The organism is Escherichia sp. Marseille-Q3837, assembly GCF_916618735.1.
Lineage (GTDB): Bacteria > Pseudomonadota > Gammaproteobacteria > Enterobacterales > Enterobacteriaceae > Escherichia > Escherichia ruysiae.
The window spans coordinates 460,848-479,049 of record NZ_CAKAKC010000001.1 but is presented as its reverse complement, the minus strand read 5'-3'; the positions used below and the strand labels follow the sequence as shown (position 1 = coordinate 479,049).

Genomic DNA, 18,202 nt, shown 5'->3' with positions numbered 1-18,202 from the left:
GCGGGCAAAATTGTCCGCGCATCTGCTCTTCCGGCGTAACCCGGATTTGCCGCTTATACTTGTGGCAAATGGACACGTTCAGGGAGGCATCCAGTGAAGAAACTCACCGATAAGCAAAAGTCCCGTCTCTGGGAGCTTCAGCGTAATCGTAATTTCCAGGCCAGTCGCCGTCTTGAAGGCGTCGAGATGCCATTAGTCACTCTTACTGCCGCTGAGGCTTTGGTGCGCCTTGAAGAGCTAAGGAGGCACTATGAGCGATAAATTCGGCGAAGGGCGCGACCCGTATCTCTATCCTGGCCTCGATATCATGCGTAATCGGCTGGATATCCGCCAACAGCAGCGGCTGGAGCAGGCGGCTTACGAAATGACGGCGCTGCGTGCCGCGACCATTGAGCTTGGTCCGTTGGTGCGTGGTTTACCGCATTTGCGCGCTATTCATCGCCAGCTGTATCAGGATATTTTCGACTGGGCGGGGCAACTGCGTGAAGTCGATATTTATCAGGGGGATACACCGTTCTGCCACTTTGCCTATATTGAAAAAGAGGGCAATGCCCTGATGCAGGCTCTGGAGGAAGAAGGTTACCTGGTCGGCCTTGAGAAAGCGAAGTTCGTCGAGCGGCTGGCGCACTACTATTGTGAAATCAATGTCCTGCATCCATTCCGTGCGGGAAGTGGCCTGGCACAGCGGATCTTCTTCGAGCAACTGGCTGTTCATGCGGGCTATCAACTGAGCTGGCAGGGTATCGAAAAAGAGACCTGGAATCAGGCAAATCAGAGCGGGGCTATGGGCGATCTCTCTGCGCTGCAGACGATATTTAGCAAAGTGGTAAGCGAAGCCGGGGAATCTGAGTAAAATAGCGCGGTTCTTTCGTACCGGAGCCGCCATGATCCTGCTTATTGATAACTACGATTCTTTCACCTGGAACCTCTACCAGTACTTTTGTGAACTGGGGGCGGATGTGCTGGTTAAGCGCAACGATGCGTTGACGCTGGCGGATATCGACGCCCTTAAACCGCAGAAAATTGTCATCTCACCTGGCCCCTGTACGCCCAATGAAGCCGGGATCTCCCTTGAGACTATTCGTCACTATGCCGGACGCTTGCCGATTCTTGGCGTCTGCCTCGGTCATCAGGCGATGGCGCAGGCTTTTGGCGGCAAAGTCGTGCGCGCCGCAAAGGTCATGCACGGCAAAACTTCACCGATTACGCATAACGGCCAGGGGGTATTTCGCGGTCTGGCAAATCCACTCACCGTGACGCGCTACCATTCGCTGGTGGTAGAACCTGACTCATTGCCAGCGTGCTTTGACGTGACTGCCTGGAGCGAAACCCGCGAGATTATGGGGATTCGCCATCGCCAGTGGGATCTTGAAGGTGTGCAGTTCCACCCGGAAAGCATTCTCAGCGAACAGGGGCATCAATTGCTGGCGAATTTCCTGCATCGCTGATTTCTGGTTGCTATCTAGTGATTTTTTATGCATATTTTGTGATTATAATTTCACATTGATTTATGCGTAACAGGGTGATCATGAGATGGCAACTGAACAAGCAGCAATTACACGCGCGACTTTCGATGAAGTGATCCTGCCGATTTATGCACCGGCAGAGTTTATTCCGGTAAAAGGTCAGGGCAGCCGAGTCTGGGATCAGCAAGGCAAAGAGTACGTCGATTTCGCGGGTGGCATTGCGGTTACGGCATTAGGCCATTGCCATCCGGCGCTGGTGGAAGCGTTAAAAACCCAGGGGGAAACGCTATGGCATATCAGCAACGTTTTCACCAATGAACCGGCGCTGCGTCTCGGGCGTAAGCTGATCGAGGCAACCTTTGCCGAACGCGTGGTGTTTATGAACTCCGGGACGGAAGCCAACGAAACGGCCTTTAAACTGGCGCGTCATTACGCTTGCGTGCGCCATAGCCCGTTCAAAACCAAAATTATTGCCTTCCATAACGCCTTTCATGGACGCTCGCTGTTTACCGTCTCGGTAGGCGGGCAGCCGAAATATTCCGACGGCTTTGGGCCAAAACCGGCAGACATCATTCACGTTCCCTTTAACGATCTCCACGCAGTGAAAGCAGTGATGGATGATCACACCTGCGCGGTGGTGGTTGAGCCGATTCAGGGCGAGGGGGGCGTGACGGCGGCGACGCCAGCGTTTTTGCAGGGCTTGCGCGAACTGTGCGATCAGCATCAGGCATTGCTGGTATTTGATGAAGTGCAGTGTGGGATGGGGCGCACCGGCGATCTGTTTGCTTATATGCACTATGGCGTGACGCCGGATATTCTGACTTCCGCGAAAGCGTTAGGTGGTGGCTTTCCGATTAGCGCCATGCTGACTACGGCGGAGATTGCTTCTGCGTTTCATCCTGGTTCGCATGGTTCCACCTACGGCGGTAATCCGCTGGCCTGTGCAGTAGCTGGCGCGGCCTTTGATATCATCAATACCCCTGAAGTGCTGGAAGGCATTCAGGCGAAACGCCAGCGTTTTGTTGACCATTTGCAGAAGATAGATCAGCAGTTTGATGTGTTTAGCGATATTCGCGGTATGGGGTTGTTGATTGGTGCCGAGCTTAAGCCACAGTACAAAGGTCGGGCGCGCGATTTCCTTTATGCGGGCGCCGAGGCTGGCGTAATGGTGCTGAACGCCGGGACAGATGTGATGCGTTTTGCACCATCGCTGGTGGTGGAAGATGCGGATATCGATGAAGGGATGCAACGTTTTGCCCGCGCGGTGGCGAAGGTGGTTGAGGCGTAATAAGACGTGTCATCGTCGCATCAGGCAAAGCATGTCGGATGCGGCGTGAACGCCTAATCCGACCTACGGTTTGCTTCTGGCAATAATGATATTACGCCTTCGAATCCCGTAACTTCCGACTCAACCAAATCCCGTGATGCGGTCGCTGCCGCCAGGCCATCGCTGAAATGGTGTGCATTGTATTCAGATGGCCAATAACGCGTTGTAAATGCTGCTCCAGCGTGCCAGACGCGCCTTCGTGTGGCAGCATCTCTGGCGAGTCTATGATATTGGCGTCACCAGAACTCCCCGGTTCATCATATTCCAGCCGCTGCTGACAGCGTTGAATAGCGATTTCACAAGACTGCAAATACTCCTGCGCCAGTTCCGGCGGCAATGCCCGGTGCTCCCGCGCCAGCGTGGTCATGGCATTAATATGCTCAACAATAAACTGACTATGCGTAACCCACAGTTTCATATCTGCCAGATAATGGCTGTTAAACGCCGGTTCCTGCATCGCCTGGTTCAATGAGTTATACAAGGTGTTATGCGCCTGATTAACCCGCATTCGTTGCCAGGCTAGTGGCGTAGGTTGCGGATCTTTACTGAGGATCAGACGAATGGCCTCCTGGTAAGTTTCTAAGGCGTCATGGGCGTTCTTGCGCAATAAGCCGCTCTGCCACTGCGGCCACAGCCAAACTGTGCCGCCGAAGGCAATCAGACAACCGATGATAGTATCGATTAGACGGGGGATGATGTACTGCTCGCCATTCAGCCATAACAGTTGCAGGGTATATACAGCGGTAATGGTAAAACCGACCGTCGCCCAGCCGTAGTTTTTGCGCAATATCAGGTAACTGGCGAGCGTGGTGAAAAGCATCAGCGTCAGGGTGTAACCTTCAGGGATTTTAAAGTGCAGTGCAACACCTGCAATAATTAATCCAACCACGGTTCCGACAGAACGATTCACAATTCGCAGACGAGTCGCGCCATAACCATTTTGCGTCACCAGCAATACCGTCATTAGTATCCAATAGGATTTCGGCAGATGCAGCGCGGTGCCCATCAGGCTGGCAACGCTTAACATCACACTCAGTCGTCCTGCATTACGCAGTGCTGGCGATTTCAGGGAAAGATAGCTTTTCAGCGCCGGGAGTAACGGCATTCGGCGCTGTTTATCGGCCAGTAAGTCACGGGTATAGAGTGGTTTTTGCGTTCGCAGCACGCGGGCGATGCGGCTGAAATGCCAGTAGCAGAATTGCCCTACAGGGTTATCCGGATGCTGGCGGGCGATTTTTTCCAGTGCGCCAATTTGCTTATCCATCGTAAAACGCGTCGGCAGGCGATGGTAAAGAATGTCATCAGCCAGCACGCGCAGGCGAGTGGCGACGGTTTGCGCATTCCAGCGGATAACCTCCTCCGCATGGCTACGCTCGACCAGCTTTTGCACCTCTTCTGGCTGATGCAAACTGACCGAGATGTGTTCCTGTAAATCCAGCGCCTCCTGGAAAATGCGCAGCATCCGCTTGTAATCGGTATTATTTTGCGCGGAAAGCATATGCATTTGCTGATAGCACTGAGTAATTAAATCGACCGCTTTTTGCTGGCGTTCCAGCAGCGGTGGCAACGCTTTTTCAGGATCGGTGTGCTGGGTAAGCAGGCTGTATTTGGCTTCGCAATAATCTGCCAGTTCACGGTACAGCAGGCTAAGTGACTCGCGTAGCGGTTGTTCGCGCCAGAGCCAGAACCAAAACCAGTTAAACAGCCCATACCAGAGTGTACCCAACGCATAGATGAGCAACGGTTCCCAGACGGGCATGTATCCCGCCAGACTTAAGGTAAAAATAGCTGCCAGCAGCGATGCGGGAAGTAATTTTGCGTGTAATGGCCCTAACTCGGCAGTAACGCCAAGTATCAACGTTAACCCTGTCAGCAGAAATGGCAGGGGGATATCTTTTTCCAGCAGCAGTTGTGTTAGCAAGCTGCAGGTGGCAAACAGCGACGCACCAATAATTAAACGTTTGAAAAAGCGTTTATGGGGCGTATCAAGCCCCGCAATATTGCAACAGGCGGGGACGAGGGAAAAGAGCAGCCCAAGCCTTAATTCGCCAAGCAATAGACCAACGGCCACGGGCAAACATAGCACCAGCGTTTGTCGTAGTGCATAGTTGATATCAGGATGGTAAATCAGTCTGCGCCACATCGGGTTAAACAAAATGGCGCGCTACTCAGTAACGCGCCACTCCGACGGGATTAACGAGTGCCGTAAACGACGATGGTTTTACCGTGTGCGGAGATCAGGTTCTGATCTTCCAGCATCTTCAGAATGCGCCCCACGGTTTCACGAGAACAGCCGACAATCTGACCGATTTCCTGACGGGTAATTTTGATTTGCATACCGTCCGGGTGAGTCATGGCATCCGGTTGTTTTGCCAGGTTCAGCAGAGTCTGTGCAATGCGGCCTGTTACATCGAGGAATGCCAGGTTGCCCACTTTCTCTGAAGTGACTTGCAGGCGACGTGCCATCTGTGCGGAGAGACGCATCAGAATATCCGGGTTTACCTGAATTAATTGGCGGAATTTTTTGTAGGAAATTTCAGCCACTTCACAGGCGGTTTTCGCACGTACCCATGCGCTACGTTCCTGGCCTTCTTCAAACAGGCCCAATTCGCCAATAAAATCACCCTGATTCAGATAAGAGAGGATCATTTCTTTACCCTCCTCGTCTTTGATCAGCACTGCCACAGAGCCTTTAACGATGTAGTACAGCGTTTCCGCTTTTTCACCCTGGTGAATAAGCGTGCTCTTGGATGGGTACTTATGAATGTGGCAATGAGACAAGAACCATTCGAGAGTCGGGTCTGTTTGCGGTTTGCCAAGCACCATGCGCGGTTATCCTCTGTTATAAGCTTTCTCCAGAGCCAGAAAACGCCGCTGTCTCTGGATTGCCGAAATGTGCTTCCCGCTACCTGGGAAGGGGCTATCAACTGAACTGCACGGTAATGTGACGTCCTTTACATACATGCAGTACATCAATGTATTACTGTAGCATCCTGACTGTTTTAGCATAGCTTTCGCGTTGTGTCTCCTGGTGTCTCGCTTCAGCATGACCCAGGTCGCCTTCCGTTGCGCGATTTGGTCAGTACGCGTACTCTGTCAGGAAAATTGACGCAATGGAGTTTCGATTATGCAAGCGCGTGTGAAGTGGGTCGAAGGGTTAACCTTTCTGGGCGAATCCGCCTCTGGTCACCAGATTTTAATGGACGGCAACTCAGGCGATAAAGCGCCAAGTCCGATGGAAATGGTGTTGATGGCGGCGGGTGGTTGCAGCGCCATTGATGTGGTTTCTATCCTGCAAAAAGGGCGTCAGGATGTGGTCGATTGTGAAGTAAAATTGACCTCTGAACGCCGCGAAGAGGCACCACGCCTGTTTACGCACATTAATCTGCATTTTATCGTCACCGGTCGCAACCTGAAGGATGCAGCGGTTGCGCGTGCGGTTGATCTCTCAGCCGAGAAGTATTGCTCAGTCGCGTTGATGCTGGAAAAAGCGGTAAATATTACTCACTCGTATGAAGTGGTTGCCGCGTGATTTAACTATCCCGTTGTGAAGCCGGAGAGTATTTTATCCGGCTTAATAGCAGAGTTACTCGATTTTCTTCCCTTCCATCAGTCGTTGCACCAGCGGCAGCATAATTAACTCCATTGCCAGACCCATTTTGCCGCCCGGCACCACTAATGTATTGATGTGGGAAATGAACGAGCCTTGCAGCATCGCCAACAGCCAGGGGAAATCGATTCCTTCCAGATTTCGAAAATGGATTACCACAAAGCTTTCATCCAGCGATGGGATGCCTTTTGCGGCGAAGGGGTTTGAGGTGTCAACGGTGGGGACGCGCTGGAAGTTAATGTGGGTGCGAGAAAACTGCGGTGTGATGTAGTTGATATAGTCTTCCATTGAGCGAACTACCGAGTCCATCACCGCTTCTCGCGAGTGCCCGCGCTCGCCGGTATCGCGAATGAGTTTTTGAATCCACTCCAGGTTAACGATAGGCACTACACCAACCAGTAAATCCACATGCTGCGCGACGTTATGTTGTGGTGTGACCACGCCGCCGTGCAAACCTTCATAAAACAGCACATCGGTGGGTTCTGGCAGCGCCTGCCACGGGGTAAACGTACCTGGCACCTGATTCCACGGTACGGCTTCGTCGTAGGTATGCAGATATTTGCGAGATTTCCCTTTGCCGCTCAGGCCGTATTCAATGAAGGTTTGTTCCAGCAGGCCGAAGTCGTTAGCTTCGGGGCCGAAGTAACTGATATGCCGCCCGGCGTCGCGCGCTTTGCGGATCGCCATGTCCATTTCCGGGCGGGTGTAACGGTGAAAACTGTCGCCTTCTACCTCGGCTGAGCGCAGATTTAACTGCGCGAAGATTTTTCGAAACGCGAGGCTGGTAGTGGTGGTTCCCGCGCCGCTGGATCCTGTTACCGCAATGACCGGATGTTTGGCAGACATAGTAACTCCATGACTTAGCTATCATTATTATCTCGTCCGCCGACGGTTGCAGGTTATTCGCGAAACTGACTGCGCGGCATGATATTGACCGTTTCGTGCAGCTCCGACCATACCAGCACCGCTTCTCCGCACTGTAGCTGGCGTTTGACGTCGGCGACTTTCTGTTCAAGTGTACGCTCATGTTCACCATAATCGGTGCCTTCACGTAACACAAAGCTTTCAATTAAATTTTCCAGCGTTTCGGGGGAGATGTCTTGCCACGGAATCAACATGATTTCGCCTCCAGATACGTTGATAACCAGTCAGGAATGCGTGACTCCAGCCACATTTGCGGATGAAGTAATGTACCGCCAATAAAGCCAACATGACCGCCATGTTCCGTCAGTTGATACTCCACCTGTGGTGGGAGATTTTCCGGTTTCGGGATCACCTGATGATCCATAAACGGATCGTCTTTGGCGTGAATAATCAGCGTGGGTTTGGCGATCCGATTGAGCATCGGCATGGCGCTACACTGACGATAATAGTCGATAGCGTCGGCGTAGCCGTGAATTTTGGCGGTGATCAGATCGTCAAATTCGCGGATGCGGCGTACCGATTTCAACTGTGCGAGATTAATCGGCAGCGTTCCGGGGTAGGCCGCCAGTTTGCGCGCAGCATTGGCTTTTAACAAGTTCAGCAAGTAACGCTGATAAACGCGGGAGAAGCCTTTATCCATGTGATAACTACAGGCTTCCAGCATAAACGGTGCAGAGACAATCGCCGCCGCATCAATCGGGAGGTCATTGCCTTCTTTGGCCAGCAAACAGGCCAGCATATTACCGCCGAGCGAATAGCCGACGGCAGCCGTTGGCGCATGACCAAATTCGCGTTGCAGCCAGCGTAAAAACCAACTGGCATCTTCGGTTTCGCCCGAATGGTAAATGCGGTGCATCCGGTTTGGTTCACCGCTGCACCCGCGAAAATGCATCACCACGCCCAGCCAGCCGCGCTTTTGCACTGCCTCAACCAGACCATGTGCATAAGGACTATTGAGGCTGCCTTCGAGACCGTGGAAGACCACCAGACGCGGTTTATGCTTCGCTTGTGTGGGGTCTTCACTCCACGCGAGATCGACAAAGTCGCCGTCGGGCAACTCCAGCCGCTGCCAGTGCGGGATGAATTTCACCTGACGACGAAACAGACGCGGTAGCATGGTTTGGAGATGACAATTGCTAAAGCCGCGCATAGGGGTAAATTCAGCACTGCTGCTGAATACATTGGCATCGGTCGTCGTTATCTGCGCCATCAGTTGCTTTGGCCTTCCAGGAGCATCTGTTCCAGTTGCTCCTGGGCTTCCAGCCACGCCATTTCGCACTCTTCCAGCCCGGATTTGGCGCTGGCTTGTTGTTGCAGGCAGGCGGTCAGTTCTGCTTTACGGCTCTGGTCATACAGCTCGCTGTCGCCAAGTTTCTCTTCCGCCTGCGCCAGTTGCGCGTTCAGCTTCTCCATCTCTTTTTCCAGACGGGCGATCTCTTTACGCAGCGGCTGGGTTTGCGCACGCAACTCTGCTTCCCGACGCTTTTGATCTTTACGTGCCTGGGCGCTGTTCGCGTTCTCTTTTGGCGCTTCGTCGGTCTGGTTTTCCTGCTTTTGTACGTCGCTCAACCACTGTTGATAATCTTCCAGATCGCCGTCGAACGGTTCGACTTTACGATCGTGAACCAGGTAGAGATCGTCAGTGGTGGAACGCAGCAAATGACGGTCGTGCGAGACGACAACCAGCGCGCCTTCAAACTCGATCAATGCTTCGGTGAGTGCCTGGCGCATGTCGAGGTCAAGGTGGTTGGTTGGTTCGTCGAGCAGCAGCAGATTCGGGCGCTGCCAGACAATTAAAGCCAGCACCAGGCGCGCTTTTTCGCCACCGGAGAAGCGGCGCGTTTCTTCCGTCACTTTATCGCCCTGGAAACCAAAACCGCCGAGATAGTCACGCAGTTTTTGCTCCAGTTCCTGCGGTGCTAAACGCGCCAGATGCTGAATAGGCGATTCGTCAGCGCGCAGGTATTCCAGTTGATGCTGGGCGAAGTAGCCGAGTTTGATCCCTTTCGCCAGGCCAATTTCTCCGCTGACTGGCGCAAGTTCACCGGCTAACAGTTTGATTAATGTCGATTTACCCGCGCCGTTTCGGCCTAACAGACCAATGCGCGAACCCGGCACCAGATTCAGTTTTATCGAGTCGAGAATAATGCGATCGCCATAGCCCGCACTGACTTTTTCCATCTTCAACAACGGATTAGGCAGGCTTTCCGGCGCGCGGAAGCTAAAGCGGAACGGGTTATCGACGTGCGCGGGGGCAATCAGCTCCATGCGCTCAAGCATCTTAATGCGGCTCTGTGCCTGCTTCGCTTTAGTGGCTTTGGCACGGAAACGGTCGATATAGCTTTGCAGATGCGCTACACGTTCTTGTTGGCTTTCGTACATCGCCTGTTGCTGCGCCAGGCGGGTGGCGCGCTGCACTTCAAACGAGCTGTAGTTACCGGTGTACTCGAACATGCTTTGCTGTTCGATATGAATAATTTTATCGACGATCGGATCGAGGAAGTCGCGGTCGTGAGAGATCAGGATCAGCGTGCCCTGATAGCTCTTTAACCATTTTTCCAGCCAGATAACGGCATCGAGATCGAGGTGGTTAGTCGGTTCGTCGAGCAGCAGCAAGTCTGAACGGCAAATCAGCGCCTGGGCGAGGTTAAGACGCATACGCCAGCCACCGGAGAAATCACTCACCGGGCGCTCCAGTTGTTCGTTGCTGAAACCGAGGCCGTGCAGCAGGCTGGCGGCGCGGGAGCGAATACTCCACGCGTCGATAGCATCCAGCTTGCCATGAATGGTGGCGATGGCGTGCCCGTCGTTACGTTCGTTGGCGTCGTGCAGCTGCGCTTCCAGTTGGCGATATTCGCGGTCGCCATCAATGACATATTCCAGCGCAGGTTGCGGTAGCGCCGGCGTTTCCTGATTCACCCACGCCAGTTGCCAGTTACCAGGAAAGGTGTAGCTGCCGCCGTCGGCGCTGATTTCATTTTTCAGCAATGCCAGCAGGGTAGATTTACCACAGCCGTTTTTACCCACCAGGCCGACTTTCTGCCCAGGGTTGATGGTGGCGGTGGCATTATCCAGCAGGACGCGCACGCCGCGACGAATTTGTAACGAGGAGAAAACAATCATAAGGCGCCGTATGTTCAGACTATGTTAACTTATCATTATGATAATGTAATGTATGGGCGAGCTGCCGCACCGGGCGCAATGGTAGCCCAAAACAGCGACTATACACAAAAACCATACCGGGAGGGGGATGATGTCTCAGCCAGCGAAAGTTTTGCTGCTGTATGCCCATCCGGAATCTCAGGACTCGGTGGCAAACCGGGTACTGCTTAAACCGGCCACGCAGCTCAGCAATGTTACCGTGCACGACCTTTACGCGCACTATCCCGATTTTTTTATTGATATCCCCCGTGAGCAGGCATTACTGCGCGAGCACGAGGTGATTGTCTTTCAGCATCCTCTTTATACCTATAGCTGCCCGGCGCTACTGAAAGAGTGGCTGGACCGGGTATTAAGCCGTGGTTTTGCCAGCGGGCCGGGGGGAAACCAACTGGCGGGAAAGTACTGGCGTAGCGTGATCACCACTGGCGAGCCGGAAAGTGCTTACCGTTATGACGCGTTGAATCGCTACCCGATGAGCGATGTTCTGCGCCCCTTTGAACTGGCGGCGGGCATGTGCCGGATGCATTGGTTAAGCCCCATTATTATTTACTGGGCGAGACGGCAAAGCGCACAGGAGCTGGCGAGTCACGCCAGAGCCTACGGCGACTGGCTGGCAAATCCACTGCCCCCAGGAGGCCGCTGATGGAAGGTTCCGATTTTTTACTCGCGGGAGTGCTGTTTCTCTTCGCGGCGGTGGCTGCGGTGCCGCTGGCATCGCGGCTGGGTATTGGCGCTGTGTTGGGATATTTGCTGGCAGGGATTGCGATTGGCCCATGGGGGCTTGGGTTTATTAGCGACGTCGATGAGATCCTCCACTTTTCGGAACTCGGCGTGGTGTTCCTGATGTTTATCATTGGGCTGGAGTTGAATCCCTCCAAGCTTTGGCAATTGCGACGCTCGATTTTTGGCGTAGGCGCGGCACAGGTACTGTTAAGCGCGGCGTTGCTGGCGGGATTATTGATGCTGACGGATTTCGCCTGGCAGGCGGCGGTGGTAGGTGGCATTGGTCTGGCGATGTCTTCAACCGCAATGGCGTTGCAACTGATGCGTGAGAAAGGGATGAATCGAAGCGAATCCGGGCAGCTCGGGTTTTCGGTTCTGCTATTTCAGGATCTGGCGGTGATCCCGGCGCTGGCGTTAGTGCCATTGTTGGCGGGTTCGGCAGACGAACATTTCGACTGGATGAAGATCGGCATGAAGGTGCTGGCATTTGTCGGTATGTTGATTGGTGGGCGCTATTTACTGCGCCCGGTATTCCGTTTTATTGCAGCTTCTGGCGTGCGGGAAGTGTTCACCGCCGCGACGCTGCTGCTGGTGCTGGGTTCCGCATTGTTTATGGATGCGCTGGGGCTGTCGATGGCGCTCGGTACGTTTATTGCGGGCGTGCTGCTGGCGGAAAGTGAATATCGCCATGAACTGGAAACGGCTATCGATCCGTTTAAAGGCTTACTGCTCGGGCTATTTTTTATCTCCGTCGGGATGTCGCTAAACCTCGGGGTGCTTTATACCCATCTGTTGTGGGTAGTGATAAGCGTGGTCGTGCTGGTGGCGGTGAAAATTCTTGTGCTGTATCTGTTAGCGCGCCTGTATGGCGTGCGCAGTTCTGAGCGGATGCAGTTTGCTGGCGTGCTGAGCCAGGGCGGTGAATTTGCCTTTGTGCTCTTTTCTACCGCTTCTTCACAACGCTTATTCCAGGGCGACCAGATGGCGCTGTTACTGGTGACGGTCACGCTTTCCATGATGACCACGCCGCTGCTGATGAAGCTGGTGGATAAATGGCTATCCCGCCAGTTTAACGGAACGGAAGAAGAAGATGAAAAACCGTGGGTCAACGATGATAAACCGCAGGTCATTGTCGTGGGCTTTGGGCGTTTTGGTCAGGTGATTGGTCGTTTACTGATGGCGAATAAAATGCGCATTACCGTGCTGGAGCGGGACATCAGCGCCGTGAACCTGATGCGCAAATATGGCTACAAAGTTTATTACGGCGACGCTACGCAGGTAGATCTTTTACGTTCTGCGGGTGCAGAGGCCGCTGAGTCTATCGTCATTACCTGTAACGAGCCGGAAGACACCATGAAGCTGGTGGAAATATGCCAGCAGCACTTCCCGCATTTGCATATTCTTGCGCGAGCGCGCGGACGTGTCGAAGCACATGAGTTATTACAAGCAGGGGTGACACAGTTTTCCCGTGAAACATTCTCCAGTGCGTTAGAGCTGGGGCGCAAGACGTTAGTGTCGCTAGGTATGCATCCACACCAGGCGCAGCGGGCGCAACTGCATTTTCGTCGCCTGGATATGCGAATGCTGCGGGAACTTATCCCGATGCACGCTGATACCGTACAAATTTCTCGCGCCAGGGAAGCCCGACGCGAACTGGAAGAGATTTTCCAGCGTGAAATGCAACAAGAACGACGCCAAATGGATGGCTGGGATGAATTTGAGTAGAGGGCGAAGATGGCAATCCGAAAACGTTTTATTGCTGGCGCGAAATGTCCAGCCTGTCAGGCGCAAGACTCAATGGCGATGTGGCGCGAAAATAATATTGATATTGTTGAATGTGTTAAGTGTGGGCATCAGATGCGTGAAGCCGATAAAGAAGCCCGCGATCACGTTCGCAAAGATGAGCAAGTGATTGGGATTTTTCATCCGGACTAGCGATATGCGCCGAGTTTTTTTAAGCTAGTGAGTACACGGCAGCAGAATTCCGATACAATCTGCGCCACTATTCTTCCCATGCTCAGGAGATATCATGAAAGTAGCAAAAGACCTGGTGGTCAGCCTGGCCTATCAGGTACGTACAGAAGACGGTGTGTTGGTTGATGAGTCTCCGGTGAGTGCGCCGCTGGACTACCTGCATGGTCACGGTTCCCTGATCTCTGGCCTGGAAACGGCGCTGGAAGGTCATGAAGTTGGCGACAAATTTGATGTAGCTGTTGGCGCGAACGACGCTTACGGCCAGTACGACGAAAACCTGGTGCAGCGCGTTCCTAAAGACGTATTTATGGGCGTTGATGAACTGCAGGTAGGTATGCGTTTCCTGGCTGAAACCGACCAGGGCCCGGTGCCGGTTGAGATCACTGCTGTTGAAGACGATCACGTCGTGGTTGATGGTAACCACATGCTGGCGGGTCAGAACCTGAAATTCAACGTTGAAGTTGTGGCGATTCGCGAAGCGACTGAAGAAGAACTGGCTCATGGTCACGTTCATGGCGCGCACGATCATCACCACGATCACGACCATGACGGTTGCTGCGGTGGCCATGGCCACGATCACGGTCATGAACACGGTGGCGAAGGCTGCTGTGGTGGTAAAGGTAACGGCGGTTGCGGTTGCCACTAATACCGTAACGGTATCAAAAAAGCGGGAATTACCCGCTTTTTTTTCGCCTCAGTAATGTGGCGGTGGCGTTTCTTCAGCCTGCGACGCGATGTTCGACGGCTGGCTGGCTTTTAACTTCTCAGTAAGCAGACGCAGATGATCGCGCAGTTTTGCCATCTCCATTTCATGAGCGGTCACCGTGACGTTCAGTTCTTCAATGGTGATTTCCTGAAAAGCCAGTCGGCTCTCCAGCTCTGCCAGGCGTGCTTCCATCGATAAATCCTGCATGGTTCACCTCTTTGGTCGAATGATCGCTGCGGATTCTACTTAACTTTGCTGCCAGAGACAGCACTCATTTCGTGACATCGAAACTAATTTAAACAAAAAGAGTCTGAAAATAGATGATAATAGGGCGTGTCTGTATGTAGATTTATCCGACAACGCTTTATAGTACCCTTCTGATAATAGTTAACCCTGGGGTGAGATGCCCCGAGCCTGGAGATATGGATGAAATCACTGTTTAAAGTAACGCTGCTGGCGACCACAATGGCCGTTGCCCTGCATACACCAATTACTTTTGCTGCCGAAGCGGCGAAACCTGCCACAACTGCTGACAGCAAAGCAGCGTTCAAAAATGACGATCAGAAATCAGCTTACGCACTGGGTGCTTCGCTGGGTCGTTACATGGAAAATTCTCTGCAAGAACAAGAAAAGTTGGGCATTAAGCTGGATAAAGATCAGCTGATCGCCGGTGTCCAGGATGCGTTTGCCGATAAGAGCAAACTTTCCGATCAAGAGATCGAACAGACTCTGCAAGCATTCGAAGCTCGCGTGAAGTCTTCTGCTCAGGCGAAGATGGAAAAAGACGCGGCTGATAACGAAGCTAAAGGCAAAGAGTACCGCGAGAAATTTGCTAAAGAGAAAGGTGTGAAAACCTCTTCGACTGGCCTGGTTTATCAGGTAGTAGAAGCCGGTAAAGGTGAAGCACCGAAAGACAGCGATACTGTTGTAGTGAACTACAAGGGTACGCTGATCGACGGTAAAGAGTTCGATAACTCTTACACCCGTGGTGAACCGCTCTCTTTCCGTCTGGACGGCGTTATCCCCGGCTGGACCGAAGGCCTGAAGAACATCAAGAAAGGTGGCAAGATCAAATTGGTTATTCCACCAGAGTTGGCTTACGGTAAAGCGGGTGTTCCGGGGATCCCACCAAACTCTACTCTGGTATTTGACGTAGAGTTGCTGGATGTGAAACCAGCGCCGAAGGCTGATGCGAAGCCAGAAGCCGATGCGAAAGCCGCAGATTCTGCTAAAAAATAAGCATTAAGAACCGCCGCCTGACCAGGCGGCGGTTTTTTTTATTACAGGCCGGATATAATTAGTGCTGGAAAGCGGAACCTCCGCTGTATTAATTTAGTTACCCGCATCATTAATGAGCCTGCCCTGAAAAGTTAACGACAGGCTCCTGAAAAGGAGTGTTTTTTTTCATGTCCAGGTCGCTTTTAACCAATGAAACCAGTGAGTTGGATTTACTGGATCAACGTCCTTTCGACCAGACCGATTTTGATATTCTGAAATCCTACGAAGCTGTGGTGGACGGGTTAGCGATGCTCATTGGCTCCCACTGTGAAATCGTTTTGCACTCTTTGCAGGATTTGAAATGTTCAGCCATTCGTATTGCCAACGGTGAACATACAGGCCGGAAGATTGGTTCGCCGATTACCGATCTGGCGCTGCGTATGCTGCACGATATGACGGGGGCGGATAGCAGCGTTTCTAAATGCTATTTTACTCGCGCCAAAAGCGGTGTATTAATGAAGTCCCTGACTATCGCCATTCGTAACCGCGAACAGCGTGTAATTGGTCTGCTGTGCATCAATATGAATCTTGATGTTCCCTTCTCGCAGATCATGAGTACCTTTGTGCCGCCAGAAACCCCGGATGTCGGTTCAAGCGTCAACTTTGCCTCTTCTGTTGAAGATCTGGTTACCCAAACGCTGGAGTTCACCATCGAAGAAGTGAATGCCGATCGCAATGTTGCCAATAACGCCAAAAATCGTCAGATCGTGCTGAATCTCTACGAGAAAGGGATCTTCGATATTAAAGACGCGATCAACCAGGTTGCAGATCGTCTGAACATCTCCAAGCACACTGTTTATCTCTATATCCGTCAGTTCAAGAGCGGTGATTTCCAGGGGCAAGAGAAGTAATGCGTTTTGCCATCGTGGTAACCGGGCCAGCATACGGTACGCAACAGGCGAGTAGTGCTTTTCAGTTTGCACAGGCGCTGATAGCAGAAGGCCATGAGTTAAGCAGCGTCTTTTTCTATCGTGAAGGGGTCTATAACGCTAACCAATTGACCTCACCGGCAAGCGATGAATTTGACCTTGTGCGTGGCTGGCAACAACTGAATACACAACATGGTGTGGCGCTGAACATTTGCGTGGCGGCAGCATTACGTCGCGGTATCGTCGATGAAACTGAAGCTGGAAGACTCGGTCTGGCATCTGTAAATCTCCAGCCGGGCTTTACATTAAGTGGTCTTGGCGCTCTGGCTGAAGCCTCGCTGACTTGCGACAGGGTGGTACAGTTCTGATGAAACGAATTGCGTTTGTTTTTTCTACTGCACCTCATGGTACAGCTGCTGGCCGTGAAGGATTAGATGCTTTATTGGCGACTTCCGCATTAACTGACGAGCTCGCCGTCTTCTTTATTGCCGATGGCGTTTTTCAGCTTCTGCCTGGGCAAAAGCCCGATGCGGTGCTGGCGCGTGATTATATCGCAACCTTTAAACTGCTGGGGCTGTATGATATTGAACAGTGCTGGGTTTGTGCGGCTTCACTACGTGAACGTGGGTTAGATCCGCAGACACCCTTTGTTGTCGACGTCACTCCGCTCGAAGCAGAAGCATTACGTCGGGAACTCGGCAACTACGATGTTATTTTGAGATTTTGAGGCTTACATGCTGCATACATTACATCGCTCACCCTGGCTGACGGATTTTCCTGCGCTGCTGCGTCTGCTCAGCGAGGGGGATGAACTGCTGTTATTGCAGGATGGCGTAACTGCCGCAGCTGATGGTAACCGCTACCTTGAAAGTTTGCGTAATGCCCCCATTAAGGTCTATGCCCTGAACGAAGACCTCATCGCTCGTGGTTTGGTTGGTCGAATTTCGAACGATATCACTCCCATTGACTATACTGATTTCGTCAGACTTACGGTTAAGCACACCAGCCAGGTCGCCTGGTAACGGTGGGATCGTTGTATATTTCTTGACACCTTTTCGGCATCGCCCTAAAATTCGGCGTCCTCATATTGTGTGAGGACGTTTTATTACGTGTTTACGAAGCAAAAGCTAAAACCAGGAGCTATTTAATGGCAACAGTTAACCAGCTGGTACGCAAACCACGTGCTCGCAAAGTTGCGAAAAGCAACGTGCCTGCGCTGGAAGCATGCCCGCAAAAACGTGGCGTATGTACTCGTGTATATACTACCACTCCTAAAAAACCGAACTCCGCACTGCGTAAAGTATGCCGTGTTCGTCTGACTAACGGTTTCGAAGTGACTTCCTACATCGGTGGTGAAGGTCACAACCTGCAGGAGCACTCCGTGATCCTGATCCGTGGCGGTCGTGTTAAAGACCTCCCGGGTGTTCGTTACCACACCGTACGTGGTGCGCTTGACTGCTCCGGCGTTAAAGACCGTAAGCAGGCTCGTTCCAAGTATGGCGTGAAGCGTCCTAAGGCTTAATGGTTCTCCGTTAAGTAAGGCCAAACGTTTTAACTTAAATGTCAAACTAAACTCGTAGAGTTTTGGACAATCCTGAATTAACAACGGAGTATTTCCATGCCACGTCGTCGCGTCATTGGTCAGCGTAAAATTCTGCCGGATCCGAAGTTCGGATCAGAACTGCTGGCTAAATTTGTAAATATCCTGATGGTAGATGGTAAAAAATCTACTGCCGAATCTATCGTATACAGCGCGCTGGAGACCCTGGCTCAGCGTTCTGGTAAATCTGAACTGGAAGCATTCGAAGTAGCTCTCGAAAACGTGCGCCCGACTGTCGAAGTTAAGTCTCGCCGCGTTGGTGGTTCTACTTATCAGGTACCAGTTGAAGTCCGTCCGGTTCGTCGTAATGCTCTGGCAATGCGTTGGATCGTTGAAGCTGCTCGTAAACGCGGTGATAAATCCATGGCTCTGCGCCTGGCGAACGAACTTTCCGATGCTGCAGAAAACAAAGGTACTGCAGTTAAGAAACGTGAAGACGTTCACCGTATGGCCGAAGCCAACAAGGCGTTCGCACACTACCGTTGGTAATCCCTTCGGAGTTTTAGTCACCAGGCGGGCGCTTCCAGTAAGCAGCCCGCTTTGGGCTACTTAAATTGAACGCC

Annotated in this window: 23 protein-coding genes; 16 read left to right on the top strand and 7 right to left on the bottom strand. The window is 52.4% G+C overall.

Annotated features, from left to right (window positions below):
• Positions 1-93 precede the first annotated feature (93 nt).
• From LG381_RS02350 to argD, 4 genes are all read left to right on the top strand, one after another.
• On the top strand, positions 94-261 hold the full coding sequence (locus LG381_RS02350) for a YhfG family protein (RefSeq protein ID WP_000736864.1): 168 nt from the start codon (positions 94-96) through the stop codon (positions 259-261).
• A complete protein-coding gene (locus tag LG381_RS02345) occupies positions 251-853 on the top strand; it encodes a putative adenosine monophosphate-protein transferase Fic (RefSeq protein ID WP_225761972.1) in 603 nt (200 codons plus the stop codon). Before LG381_RS02350 ends, LG381_RS02345 begins: the two co-directional genes overlap by 11 nt.
• 31 nt (positions 854-884) lie before the next feature.
• Positions 885-1,448: an aminodeoxychorismate synthase component 2 gene (pabA, locus tag LG381_RS02340; RefSeq protein WP_000601866.1), complete on the top strand. Its 564-nt coding sequence runs from the start codon at positions 885-887 to the stop codon at positions 1,446-1,448.
• 85 nt (positions 1,449-1,533) lie between these two features.
• On the top strand, positions 1,534-2,754 hold the full coding sequence (gene argD, locus LG381_RS02335; RefSeq protein ID WP_225761971.1) for a bifunctional acetylornithine/succinyldiaminopimelate transaminase: 1,221 nt from the start codon (positions 1,534-1,536) through the stop codon (positions 2,752-2,754).
• A gap of 91 nt (positions 2,755-2,845) precedes the next feature.
• On the opposite strand, the gene LG381_RS02330 is transcribed toward argD, so the two are convergent.
• Complete coding sequence (locus LG381_RS02330) at positions 2,846-4,936, bottom strand: YccS/YhfK family putative transporter (RefSeq protein WP_000269296.1); 2,091 nt, start codon at positions 4,934-4,936, stop codon at positions 2,846-2,848.
• Between the two features lie 50 nt (positions 4,937-4,986).
• Positions 4,987-5,619, bottom strand: coding sequence for a cAMP-activated global transcriptional regulator CRP (crp, locus tag LG381_RS02325; protein ID WP_000242755.1), 633 nt, complete (start codon positions 5,617-5,619; stop codon positions 4,987-4,989).
• 301 nt (positions 5,620-5,920) lie between these two features.
• Between crp and LG381_RS02320 the strand changes: the two genes are divergently transcribed.
• Positions 5,921-6,325: an OsmC family protein gene (locus tag LG381_RS02320; RefSeq protein WP_225761970.1), complete on the top strand. Its 405-nt coding sequence runs from the start codon at positions 5,921-5,923 to the stop codon at positions 6,323-6,325.
• 54 nt (positions 6,326-6,379) lie between these two features.
• Here LG381_RS02320 and LG381_RS02315 read toward each other — a convergent pair whose 3' ends face one another.
• The 4 genes from LG381_RS02315 to LG381_RS02300 are packed head-to-tail and all read right to left on the bottom strand — an operon-like array spanning position 6,380 to position 10,450.
• Positions 6,380-7,249, bottom strand: coding sequence for a phosphoribulokinase (locus tag LG381_RS02315; protein WP_222680799.1), 870 nt, complete (start codon positions 7,247-7,249; stop codon positions 6,380-6,382).
• Positions 7,250-7,302: 53 nt separating this feature from the next.
• Positions 7,303-7,521: a YheU family protein gene (locus LG381_RS02310; protein WP_000907080.1), complete on the bottom strand. Its 219-nt coding sequence runs from the start codon at positions 7,519-7,521 to the stop codon at positions 7,303-7,305.
• On the bottom strand, positions 7,515-8,537 hold the full coding sequence (locus LG381_RS02305; protein WP_225761969.1) for a hydrolase: 1,023 nt from the start codon (positions 8,535-8,537) through the stop codon (positions 7,515-7,517). Before LG381_RS02305 ends, LG381_RS02310 begins: the two co-directional genes overlap by 7 nt.
• Complete coding sequence (locus tag LG381_RS02300) at positions 8,537-10,450, bottom strand: ABC transporter ATP-binding protein (RefSeq protein WP_105280494.1); 1,914 nt, start codon at positions 10,448-10,450, stop codon at positions 8,537-8,539. Before LG381_RS02300 ends, LG381_RS02305 begins: the two co-directional genes overlap by 1 nt.
• Positions 10,451-10,580: 130 nt before the next feature.
• On the opposite strand from LG381_RS02300, the gene kefG reads away from it, so the two are divergent.
• The 4 genes from kefG (at position 10,581) to slyD (ending at position 13,832) form a co-directional block, all read left to right on the top strand.
• Positions 10,581-11,132 (top strand): glutathione-regulated potassium-efflux system ancillary protein KefG, encoded by a 552-nt coding sequence (gene kefG / locus LG381_RS02295; RefSeq protein WP_001411441.1) that lies wholly within the window; start codon positions 10,581-10,583, stop codon positions 11,130-11,132.
• Positions 11,132-12,937, top strand: coding sequence for a glutathione-regulated potassium-efflux system protein KefB (kefB, locus tag LG381_RS02290; protein WP_000399133.1), 1,806 nt, complete (start codon positions 11,132-11,134; stop codon positions 12,935-12,937). Before kefG ends, kefB begins: the two co-directional genes overlap by 1 nt.
• Positions 12,938-12,946: 9 nt before the next feature.
• The gene (locus LG381_RS02285; protein ID WP_001007730.1) at positions 12,947-13,147 is read left to right on the top strand and encodes a YheV family putative zinc ribbon protein; all 201 of its coding nucleotides are present in this window, start codon (positions 12,947-12,949) and stop codon (positions 13,145-13,147) included.
• Between the two features lie 94 nt (positions 13,148-13,241).
• Positions 13,242-13,832, top strand: a complete 591-nt coding sequence (slyD, locus tag LG381_RS02280; protein ID WP_000861334.1) for a peptidylprolyl isomerase — start codon at positions 13,242-13,244, stop codon at positions 13,830-13,832.
• A gap of 48 nt (positions 13,833-13,880) precedes the next feature.
• Here slyD and LG381_RS02275 read toward each other — a convergent pair whose 3' ends face one another.
• On the bottom strand, positions 13,881-14,099 hold the full coding sequence (locus LG381_RS02275; RefSeq protein ID WP_001153620.1) for a protein SlyX: 219 nt from the start codon (positions 14,097-14,099) through the stop codon (positions 13,881-13,883).
• 219 nt (positions 14,100-14,318) lie between these two features.
• On the opposite strand from LG381_RS02275, the gene fkpA reads away from it, so the two are divergent.
• From fkpA to rpsG, 7 genes are all read left to right on the top strand, one after another.
• Positions 14,319-15,131, top strand: a complete 813-nt coding sequence (fkpA, locus tag LG381_RS02270; RefSeq protein ID WP_000838278.1) for an FKBP-type peptidyl-prolyl cis-trans isomerase — start codon at positions 14,319-14,321, stop codon at positions 15,129-15,131.
• A gap of 167 nt (positions 15,132-15,298) precedes the next feature.
• Positions 15,299-16,021 (top strand): transcriptional regulator, encoded by a 723-nt coding sequence (locus LG381_RS02265; RefSeq protein ID WP_010348315.1) that lies wholly within the window; start codon positions 15,299-15,301, stop codon positions 16,019-16,021.
• Positions 16,021-16,407 (top strand): sulfurtransferase complex subunit TusD, encoded by a 387-nt coding sequence (tusD, locus tag LG381_RS02260; protein WP_001209695.1) that lies wholly within the window; start codon positions 16,021-16,023, stop codon positions 16,405-16,407. The genes LG381_RS02265 and tusD overlap by 1 nt, the downstream gene beginning before the upstream one ends.
• Entirely contained in the window at positions 16,407-16,766 is a 360-nt protein-coding gene (tusC, locus tag LG381_RS02255) for a sulfurtransferase complex subunit TusC (protein ID WP_032226629.1), read from the top strand. Before tusD ends, tusC begins: the two co-directional genes overlap by 1 nt.
• Positions 16,767-16,773: 7 nt before the next feature.
• Positions 16,774-17,061 carry a sulfurtransferase complex subunit TusB gene (gene tusB / locus LG381_RS02250; protein ID WP_000903390.1) on the top strand — a complete coding sequence of 96 codons (288 nt, stop codon included), beginning with the start codon at positions 16,774-16,776 and terminating at the stop codon, positions 17,059-17,061.
• 125 nt (positions 17,062-17,186) lie between these two features.
• The gene (gene rpsL / locus LG381_RS02245) at positions 17,187-17,561 is read left to right on the top strand and encodes a 30S ribosomal protein S12 (protein ID WP_000246815.1); all 375 of its coding nucleotides are present in this window, start codon (positions 17,187-17,189) and stop codon (positions 17,559-17,561) included.
• Positions 17,562-17,657: 96 nt separating this feature from the next.
• Positions 17,658-18,128: a 30S ribosomal protein S7 gene (rpsG, locus tag LG381_RS02240; RefSeq protein ID WP_001138043.1), complete on the top strand. Its 471-nt coding sequence runs from the start codon at positions 17,658-17,660 to the stop codon at positions 18,126-18,128.
• Positions 18,129-18,202 lie beyond the last annotated feature (74 nt).

Bases quoted from the DNA above. Each gene is read 5' to 3' on its own strand.
- LG381_RS02285 (WP_001007730.1), top strand. From the start codon at position 12,947: ATGGCAATCCGAAAACGTTTTATTGCTGGCGCGAAATGTCCAGCCTGT.
- LG381_RS02305 (WP_225761969.1), bottom strand. From the start codon at position 8,537: ATGGCGCAGATAACGACGACCGATGCCAATGTATTCAGCAGCAGTGCT.
- slyD (WP_000861334.1), top strand. From the start codon at position 13,242: ATGAAAGTAGCAAAAGACCTGGTGGTCAGCCTGGCCTATCAGGTACGT.
- LG381_RS02315 (WP_222680799.1), bottom strand. From the start codon at position 7,249: ATGTCTGCCAAACATCCGGTCATTGCGGTAACAGGATCCAGCGGCGCG.
- LG381_RS02300 (WP_105280494.1), bottom strand. From the start codon at position 10,450: ATGATTGTTTTCTCCTCGTTACAAATTCGTCGCGGCGTGCGCGTCCTG.
- kefG (WP_001411441.1), top strand. From the start codon at position 10,581: ATGTCTCAGCCAGCGAAAGTTTTGCTGCTGTATGCCCATCCGGAATCT.
- rpsL (WP_000246815.1), top strand. From the start codon at position 17,187: ATGGCAACAGTTAACCAGCTGGTACGCAAACCACGTGCTCGCAAAGTT.
- tusB (WP_000903390.1), top strand. From the start codon at position 16,774: ATGCTGCATACATTACATCGCTCACCCTGGCTGACGGATTTTCCTGCG.
- LG381_RS02275 (WP_001153620.1), bottom strand. From the start codon at position 14,099: ATGCAGGATTTATCGATGGAAGCACGCCTGGCAGAGCTGGAGAGCCGA.
- LG381_RS02310 (WP_000907080.1), bottom strand. From the start codon at position 7,521: ATGTTGATTCCGTGGCAAGACATCTCCCCCGAAACGCTGGAAAATTTA.
- fkpA (WP_000838278.1), top strand. From the start codon at position 14,319: ATGAAATCACTGTTTAAAGTAACGCTGCTGGCGACCACAATGGCCGTT.
- LG381_RS02345 (WP_225761972.1), top strand. From the start codon at position 251: ATGAGCGATAAATTCGGCGAAGGGCGCGACCCGTATCTCTATCCTGGC.
- crp (WP_000242755.1), bottom strand. From the start codon at position 5,619: ATGGTGCTTGGCAAACCGCAAACAGACCCGACTCTCGAATGGTTCTTG.
- kefB (WP_000399133.1), top strand. From the start codon at position 11,132: ATGGAAGGTTCCGATTTTTTACTCGCGGGAGTGCTGTTTCTCTTCGCG.
- rpsG (WP_001138043.1), top strand. From the start codon at position 17,658: ATGCCACGTCGTCGCGTCATTGGTCAGCGTAAAATTCTGCCGGATCCG.
- argD (WP_225761971.1), top strand. From the start codon at position 1,534: ATGGCAACTGAACAAGCAGCAATTACACGCGCGACTTTCGATGAAGTG.
- tusC (WP_032226629.1), top strand. From the start codon at position 16,407: ATGAAACGAATTGCGTTTGTTTTTTCTACTGCACCTCATGGTACAGCT.
- LG381_RS02330 (WP_000269296.1), bottom strand. From the start codon at position 4,936: ATGTGGCGCAGACTGATTTACCATCCTGATATCAACTATGCACTACGA.
- LG381_RS02265 (WP_010348315.1), top strand. From the start codon at position 15,299: ATGTCCAGGTCGCTTTTAACCAATGAAACCAGTGAGTTGGATTTACTG.
- tusD (WP_001209695.1), top strand. From the start codon at position 16,021: ATGCGTTTTGCCATCGTGGTAACCGGGCCAGCATACGGTACGCAACAG.
- LG381_RS02320 (WP_225761970.1), top strand. From the start codon at position 5,921: ATGCAAGCGCGTGTGAAGTGGGTCGAAGGGTTAACCTTTCTGGGCGAA.
- pabA (WP_000601866.1), top strand. From the start codon at position 885: ATGATCCTGCTTATTGATAACTACGATTCTTTCACCTGGAACCTCTAC.